Here is a 3,954-nt window from a genome sequence, read left to right on the forward strand (position 1 = left end):
GGGATCGCCCAGTGTCGTCCCGGTGCCGTGCGCCTCCACAGCGTCCACGTCACGGGACTCCAGTCCCGCGGCGGCCAGCGCCCGCCGGATGACCCGCTCCTGCGACGGACCGTTCGGAGCCGTGAGACCGTTCGAAGCGCCGTCCTGATTCACGGCACTGGAACGCAGCACGGCGAGCGGCCGGTGCCCGTTGCGGCGCGCGTCGGACAGGCGCTCCAGGACGACCATCCCGACGCCCTCGGCGAAGCCCGTACCGTCGGCGGTGTCGGCGAACGCCTTGCACCGCCCGTCCGGTGCCAACCCGCCCTGGAGGGAGAACAGCACGAAGGCGTCGGCGTCGGCCATGACGGTGACGCCGCCGGCCAGCGCCAGGGTGCACTCGCCCGAGCGCAGCGACTGCGCGGCCAGGTGCATGGCCACCAGCGAGGACGAGCACGCCGTGTCCACGGTGATGGCGGGACCCTCCAGGCCCAGCGTGTAGGCCACCCGGCCGGACACCACGCTCGACGAACCGCCGGTGAGCAGGAACCCGCGCACCTCTTCGCCCAGCCGGCTCACGACCTCGGTGTAGCCGGACTTGTACGCGCCCGCGAACACCCCGATCGGGGCCCCCGCCAGCGACTTCGGGTCGATCCCGCCGTGCTCCAGGGCCTCCCACGAGGTCTCCAGCAGCAACCGCTGCTGCGGATCCATCGCCAGCGCCTCGCGCGGCGAGATCCCGAAGAACGCCGCGTCGAAGTCACCGGCCTCGTCGAGGAATCCGCCCCGCCGTGTCGTGGTGGTCCCGGGCCGGACGCCCTCGGGGTCGTACAACTCGGCGATGTCCCAGCCGCGGTCGGCGGGGAAGTCGCCGGTCGCGTCCACGCCCTCGCTCACCAGGCGCCACAGGTCCGCCGGTCCGGTGACGCCACCGGGGTACCGGCACGCCATGCCCACGATCACGATCGGGTCGTCGGCGGTCGGCACCGCCGACGGCAGCGGTGTCGCGGCCGTCACAAGGGTGTCGCCGAAATGCGACAGCAGGTGGTCCGCCAGCCGGGTCGCTGTCGGGTAGTCGAAGACGAGGGTGGTCGGGAGGGCGAGTCCTGTCGCGGTCACGAGGCGATTGCGCAGCTCCACCGCGGTCATCGAGTCGAAGCCGAGGTCGCGGAACGCCTGATCGGCATCGATCCGGGTGCCGGCCGGGTGGCCCAGCACCGCGGCGGCGTTGTCGCGGACCAGCGCCAGCAAGACGGCCCGCCGCTCCCGCGCGGGCAGGTCCGCCAGCCGCCGGGCAGCGTCGTCGGCGTCGGACCCGCCGGATTCCCGGCGCCCGGCGTCCAGCGCCCGGGCGGCCTCCGCCAGCCCGGACAGAAGCGGGCTGGGACGTACCGCGGTGAAGGCCGGTACGAAGCGGGCCCAGTCGGTGTCTGTCACGACGAGGGAGGTCTCGTCGTCACGCAGGGCACGCTCCAGCGCGGCGATGGCGAGTTCCGGCCGCATGGGCATGACGCCCAGCCGGCTCAACTTGTCGCGTCGTCCCGGAAGCACGGCGAGAAGTCCCGCCCCGTCCCACGCACCCCACGCGACGGAGGTGGCCGTACGCCCCCGCGCGCGGCGGTGGAAGGCGAGGGCGTCGAGGACGGCGTTGGCCGCCGCGTACCCGGCCTGGCCGCCACTCCCCCACGCCGCCGCGCCGGAGGAGAACAGTACGAACGCGTCCAGGGTCATGTCGCGGGTGAGCGCGTCGAGATGCCGCGCTCCGGTGGCCTTGCCCCGCAGGTCCGAGCGGAGCCCCTCCGGTGTCAGTGACTCCAGGGGGACATCGGCCACGGCGCCGGCGGCGTGGATCACGGTGCGCAACGGAACGTCGGCCGGGATCCCCTCGATCACCCGGGCCAGCGCGTCACGGTCGGCCACATCGCACGCGGCGATCGTGACCCGGGCGCCCGCGGCCTCCAGCTCCGCCCGCGCCGCGCCGGCCCCTTCGGCATCGGGGCCGCGGCGGCTCACCAGTACCACGTGCTCGGTGCCGCACCCCACCAGCCATCGCGCCACGCACCTCCCCAGACCGCCCGTGCCACCCGTCACCAACGCCGTCCCCGACGTCGGCCAGGACCCGCCCGAACCCTCCGCGGGAGCACGCACCAGACGACGGCCGAACGCGCCGGCCGACCGCACCGCCACCTGATCCTCGCCGGTGTCCCCCGAGACCACACCCGCCAGCCACTCCGCCACCCGGGCGTCCGCCTCCTCGGGCAGATCGACCAACCCGCCCCACACGCCCGGGTGTTCCAGGGCCGCCACCCGGCCCAGCCCCCATACCGCACCCTGGTCGGGCATCGGCACGCGATCACCGGCCGACGCGGAGACCGCGCCACGCGTCACCGCCCACACCGAAGCCGTCATACCCGCGTCCAGCACCGCCTGGACCAGGGCCAGGGTGGGCTCCGGTGCCGCGTCCGCCGAGGCCAGCAGGGACAGGACACCGGCGAGTGGGCCCCCCGCACCGGCCACCGCGGTCAGTTCGGCGCCGAGGGAGGCGCGGTCCGCCGCGTGACACACCATCACCTCGGCCGACGGCCCCATGGCCGTCACCACCCGCGACACCCACGGCTCCCTCTCCAGCGCGGCGGGGACCACCACCAGCCAGCGGCCGGGAACCACATCCGGCACCGCCAACGGCACCCACGCCTCCCGGTACCGCCACCCGTCCACCGCCGGCCCGCTCGCGGAACGCGAGCGCCACGACGACAGAGCTGGGAGCATCGGGGCCAGGGCCTCGCCGTCCACGCCCAGGGCGGCGGACAGCATCCCCACGTCCCGGCGCTCCACGGCGGACCAGAACTCCGCGTCGGCGCGCGGCAGGGACGCCGTCGGCTCGGGCCAGAACCGCCCGCGCCGGAACGCGTACGTCGGCAGGTCCACCGCACGCGCCCCGGGGAACACGGCCTCCCAGTCGACGTCCACGCCGTAGGCGTGCAGGTGACTCAGGGCCAGCAGGAACCGGCGGGGACCGCCGTCCTCCCGGCGCAGGGTGCCGACGGCCGTCCGCCCGGGGTGGGCGGGTCCGCCCGCGTCGAGGGTCTCCTGGAGCGCTGACACCAGCACCGGGTGCGGGCTCACTTCCAGCAGCACCGTGGCGCCCGCGTCGGCCATGGCCCGGCTCGCGGCATCGAAGCGCACCGTCTCCCGCAGGTTCCGGTACCAGTACGCGGCGTCCCAGGTGCTCGTGTCGATCAGTTCACCGGTGACGGACGAGTAGACCGGCACGGACGACGGCCTCGGGGACACGGGGGCGAGGTCGGCCAGCAACCGGTCGCGTATCGCTTCGACCCGCGCCGAGTGGGAGGCGTAGTCCACCGGTATGCGGCGGGCCCTGACGCCCGCCGTCTCGCACGCCGCCAGCAGGTCTTCCACCGCGGCCGACTCTCCCGACACCACGGTGGAGGCCGGCCCGTTCACCGCCGCGAGGGACAGGCCGTTCCCGTGTCCGGCGAGGAGTTCGGCCGCGTCCGGCTCGGACAGCGGCAGCGCGACCATGCCGCCGAGGCCCGACAGGGACTCCGCGATGGCCCTGCTGCGCAGGGCCACCACGCGCGCTCCGTCGTCCAGGGTCAGCGCACCGACCACGCAGGCCACCGCGATCTCGCCCTGGCTGTGGCCCACCGCGGCGGCCGGTTCGACGCCGTACGAGCGCCACAGGGCGGCCAGAGACACCATGACCGCCCACAGCACCGGCTGTACGACGTCGACACGCTCCAGCGCGGCCGCGTCGTCGACGACGTCGTACAGCGACCAGTCGACGAACGGGGCGAGGGCCTCGGCACAGTCGGCCATGGCCCGGGCGAACACCGGCGAGGTGTCGAGGAGGCCACGGGCCATGCCCGCCCACTGGGCGCCCTGGCCGGGGAAGACGAACGCCACCTTCCCGTCGGTGTCCGCCGTGCCCTCAACCACCCCGGCGGCTGGTTC

General features: G+C 74.7%; 1 protein-coding gene. It reads right to left on the reverse strand.

The features are described from left to right. Positions 1 to 3,954, reverse strand: a 3,954-nt coding sequence (locus QR77_RS03215; RefSeq protein ID WP_236710518.1) for a type I polyketide synthase, incomplete at both ends; no start/stop codon positions are given.

The sequence above is a fragment of the Streptomyces sp. 150FB genome, from assembly GCF_000818195.1.
Lineage (GTDB): Bacteria > Actinomycetota > Actinomycetes > Streptomycetales > Streptomycetaceae > Streptomyces.